The sequence below is a fragment of the Bacillus sp. B2-WWTP-C-10-Post-4 genome, assembly GCF_009183805.1.
GTDB classification, from domain to species: domain Bacteria; phylum Bacillota; class Bacilli; order Bacillales; family Bacillaceae_G; genus Bacillus_A; species Bacillus_A cereus.
The window spans coordinates 1-4,267 of sequence record NZ_WEII01000199.1 but is presented as its reverse complement, the minus strand read 5'-3'; the positions used below and the strand labels follow the sequence as shown (position 1 = coordinate 4,267).

Below are 4,267 nucleotides of genomic sequence, written 5' to 3'. Positions count from 1 at the left end.
CATCTAATCGGAACAAATGCCTTCCTAAATAAAGATGTCCGGTACTACTGATTGGTAAAAATTCTGTTAAACCTTGAATTATACCTAGTATGAAAGCTTCTAACCAATTCATGATGGTCTCCTTTCTCTTTTGCTTGTACCAATATATGAGGGTTAAATTTTCGATATGAAAAAAACTATATTTCTCTATGAATTTACTTTTTATTTATGGATATATATGTAAAGAGGGTTAAGGAGGGTTATTATGTGGAAGCACACAAAATTCGGTAATGTATTACTTTGGGTGGGCCCTATCCTTGTATTTTTAGGACTATGTATGACAAATGTTATTTCAGATATTCCTTTCTTTGAGGGAAAACATAAAACGGTTGGTATTGTACTTATATTTATAGGTGTAATCTGTTTTGTTGCTGCTAATCATTTGAAAAAAGGAGAAAGATATGAAGAATAAATCTAAATAAAAAACAATCCTTGCATATTAGCTAGGATTGTTTTTTATTAATGTTGATTATTTGTAGAATACTTTATCAACGTTATATTTCGCTTTGTATTCATTAATGATATATGTTTCGTAAATTTCTCTTTCTGTTGGATCTTCTACGATACATGCATCAATGCGGTATACTTCATCACGGTGATTTTTAATTGGTGAAACATTATCTTCAAAATGCTTCTTAATACGTTGTCTAATTTTACGAGCTTTACCTACGAAAAGAAGTTCGTCATTAATATTGTAAAACATAAAAATGCCGCCTTTATCTCTAGGGAACAAGTGGAAATCGATAAATCCATTAATTGGAGTAATGATTGGCTCGTCTCCTTTAATAACTTGTTTACGTTCAGTAATTGAAACATCAGCTTCAGGAATATTAATTTTAATCAAGTTCATTCACGTCCTCTTTTATTATAAAGATAAATAATAGCATACATAAGTAAGAAAAGCTATGTTCAGAGGCATATTTCATTTTATAATTCAAATATTATAGGTGTATCATGTAAACTTTTCTTCCAAATCATATGATCACTGGATTCTCCCCAGTAATCTTTCAATACATAGTTAGGTTTTCCAAACTTTTTCGTCCATATACTTTGCGCATTTTTATATCCACTATCTAAACAATATTCTGTTATCCCTCTGCTAAGTAATGTAAGAAACATTGTATGTAGTAATAAACTCCCTATTCCCTTTCTTTGATAGTCCGGAAGTATGAATACAGTTCCTATTTCATACAAATTTTTAAGCACACCACCTGTACAACTATTAATCAATGTACTTGCTGGACCGATTTCGATTGTTCCAATGATTTTATTGTTACTTGTATCAATTGCTAATAAAAAGTAACGACTTTCTCCGTTACTATCAAAATCACTTTTCAAATACTGCTTTTTTGAGTTAATTTCATTTTCTATGTCATCCAATAATTGTGACAATCCTTCATTTTTGTATGTATTCGTAATAACTATACGGAAAAATAAATATAGTTCATCTACATCATTCAAATTCGGTCGTCTAACTGCAACGTTAGTCATGAATTCAATCTCCAATCCTCATTATGCCATTGTCAATACAACACTTTATATAATCTATTCATCATTATTCTGCAAAAACCTGCAAAAATCCAACAGTATAGAAAGCTCATTATAAATATTGATAAAATAATTTTTATATCCATAGTTGTATGAACAGCAGGACCAAGTACCGGAAAGTGGAAAACATCGAGAACGATCATAATACCTATAAGTAGACAAGTTGCTGAAAAAGAAACAATCCAAATTCTCCTCTTTAATTTTAAAAAGGATACTCCTAAGGTTAGACCTAATAAGCCTGTAGTAAAAGGAAAGACAATTAGTTCACTGGGCTCAATAATAAATAATAGAAAAATAGTAAGAATATAAGAAAGTATTCCCTCACGAATAGAATAAAAAATAGCAAAAAAAATCGGTAATGTCGAAAATGGACTAATGAGCAAACCTATACCAGGAACTAAGTTCCCAGCTGCTTGAAACATGGTGGCTAATGCACTCATCAAAGCTGTAAGTACTAACTTATTCGCAAGGGACAATTTTCTTTTATGAACAAAGCTCGTATCATGTTCTATCATCAGTTGATACCAATAACGTACAAACCAATTCATTAAAATACCCCCTAAAGATACCACATTCATTACTTTCTATATTATTCATACACTTATGGTTTATGAGTTGCTTTCTACTAGTTATAAATCACTATATAAAATAGATACTTATAGATTGAAGATTTTTAGGGGGACAAGTCAAGTTGTGCGTTTTGGAAGCAGAATAAACTCTTTATGTTTTTAAACTGAGAATTTATATCGTATCAAGGAATAATTTCAAAAATGGTACCTTTGTTAAAATCAGTTACTTTCATAGAACTGTAAACTCCTAAATATAACTTAGTTTGATTCGAATTTGTTCCTAAACTCATATAATAAGCTGCTTGCGTACCAAAATCATAATTGGTTTCAATAGCATAAAAGTCAGCATGTTTACCGTCTGTACCTGCTCTAGTATAGGCTAAAACACCCTTAATTGGAGACTGGGATTCTCCTTTCTTCGCAAGGTCAGTAAAAACAACGCTACCTGTTAAATTTGGAATTGCATTTCCCATATATGGCTGAACTCCTGTAAGTGAAGTTCCTCCAAACTTATCTGTTCTAGAATCTTTATGAAAATAACTAAGTAGAGGCAGAATACGCTTCACTGAAGTTTGTATTGTTTCATCATAATAAACCATCGTTCTCTCATCCAAAGTCTGATTCTCAGAACAATGTCGTATAAAAGAAGTAGGTAAATCCCCTTCCCATCCTCGCCACCCAAAATTGATAAACCCATCTTGATTGGGAGTTAACCTCATAAAATGCATTTGAACAAGTTCTGTTACCGGTATAGGTTTATATTGAACAAATGAAAAAATAGACTCTACAATATCTTGTCCGACATTTCCGGCGTATTTGATATATTGATTATAAAACCTTTGAAATGAAATGCCGGTTATATTACGTACTCCTTTTGCAATTACTGTAAGTGTTTCTTGTATAGATAAAGGAAGTTCATTAAAGCGTGTAACTACAGGAGGGTTATTTATAAATGTATTTTTACTTACATCGATTTCAATTATTTTTCCTGCTATTTCTAAATCATCTTGGCTTAAATTAAATGGATCATAACCTGATCCACCATCTCCATTTGTAAAAACAAGTTTTCCAGTCTCAGGTGAAAAGTTTAAACTATTGACTCCGTTATGATTAAAAAATGGTCTTCTTACATTCAGTAATGTTCGTCGCTTTTGAGCTTGACCATTAGATTGTAAAGTCCGTTCTTCCACTGTATCAATGTGATCATATTGCGTATTTCTATTAACCCACTTCAAATTTAACGTTTTAGGGTCACAAGGATTCGGTTTAAATTGTTCAGAAAGTGCACCTGGTCCTTGAGTTCCGGCTACTGAATAATGAAGATAAAATAACCCATTTTGATAAAATTGTGGATGGAACGCAAGTCCTAGCAATCCGCGTTCATCATAACCGCTACTAGAAACACCTTCTTCAAATGTACCTAATTTAATAATTAGGTGACGAATATCTAAAAATGTCTTTATAACTCCGTCCCCTATGTAAAAAATCTCTCCTAATTGAGTTGCGATAAATAGTCTTTCGGTCGATTCACCTGGAAGTATCGTTGTTTTCAATACAGTTGGTAAATTTACGTTATGAACAATGGGTCGTAAACTAACTTTAACTTTTGTCAATTAACTGTACACCCCTTTTTCTTCTTTTTTATAGAAGAATATGATTAGAGTAGTTCTGTTAGTATCAAATAAGTTTTCTTCATTTTTATTACAATTTTGTATATAATATAATTATAAATAATCTGGGGGACGAACTATGATAATCGTACTACAAATCATCTTACCACTAATTTTCGCAGTCTATTTATTTACCCTCTATCGTAAAGGGACGTATGGATCAGCTTCATTCCTTTTAGCAGTCATGATAGGAATTTTCGGTTTAGAGAATATTTTTTAGCATGCTAGTCTAACTGATCATGCTATTTATCCATATGGGGGCAGTTTGAAGGCTGTTGTTATCGTTTTATCAGTCGTATTTCTATTTAAAAAAGGTGGTTTAACAGGAAAATATTGACTTTTAATGCGTTACATATTTTCTTGTTAAATTGCTTTTATTTTATAAAAGAAGCAATATTTATGTGAAAACAAGAAGGGATGTGTTACATATGTCTATAAATA

General features: G+C 31.5%; 6 protein-coding genes and 1 pseudogene. 2 read left to right on the top strand and 5 right to left on the bottom strand.

The window, feature by feature from the left end:
• The coding region (locus GBN78_RS28805) for an undecaprenyl-diphosphate phosphatase (protein ID WP_277998069.1) at positions 1 to 112 on the bottom strand (112 nt) is incomplete at its 3' end.
• 132 nt (positions 113 to 244) lie between these two features.
• On the opposite strand from GBN78_RS28805, the gene GBN78_RS28800 reads away from it, so the two are divergent.
• A complete protein-coding gene (locus GBN78_RS28800; RefSeq protein ID WP_000265477.1) occupies positions 245 to 451 on the top strand; it encodes a hypothetical protein in 207 nt (68 codons plus the stop codon).
• A gap of 57 nt (positions 452 to 508) precedes the next feature.
• On the opposite strand, the gene GBN78_RS28795 is transcribed toward GBN78_RS28800, so the two are convergent.
• The 4 genes from GBN78_RS28795 to GBN78_RS28780 form a co-directional block, all read right to left on the bottom strand.
• Complete coding sequence (locus GBN78_RS28795) at positions 509 to 889, bottom strand: nucleotide excision repair endonuclease (RefSeq protein ID WP_001048941.1); 381 nt, start codon at positions 887 to 889, stop codon at positions 509 to 511.
• 77 nt (positions 890 to 966) lie between these two features.
• Positions 967 to 1,530, bottom strand: a complete 564-nt coding sequence (locus GBN78_RS28790; RefSeq protein WP_152127991.1) for a GNAT family N-acetyltransferase — start codon at positions 1,528 to 1,530, stop codon at positions 967 to 969.
• Between the two features lie 32 nt (positions 1,531 to 1,562).
• Positions 1,563 to 2,135, bottom strand: coding sequence for a hypothetical protein (locus GBN78_RS28785; protein ID WP_152127990.1), 573 nt, complete (start codon positions 2,133 to 2,135; stop codon positions 1,563 to 1,565).
• A gap of 203 nt (positions 2,136 to 2,338) precedes the next feature.
• Positions 2,339 to 3,769 carry a PQQ-dependent sugar dehydrogenase gene (locus GBN78_RS28780; protein WP_152127989.1) on the bottom strand — a complete coding sequence of 477 codons (1,431 nt, stop codon included), beginning with the start codon at positions 3,767 to 3,769 and terminating at the stop codon, positions 2,339 to 2,341.
• Positions 3,770 to 3,905: 136 nt separating this feature from the next.
• Here GBN78_RS28780 and GBN78_RS28775 point away from each other — a divergent pair.
• Positions 3,906 to 4,163, top strand: a pseudogene (locus GBN78_RS28775) (hypothetical protein).
• Positions 4,164 to 4,267 lie beyond the last annotated feature (104 nt).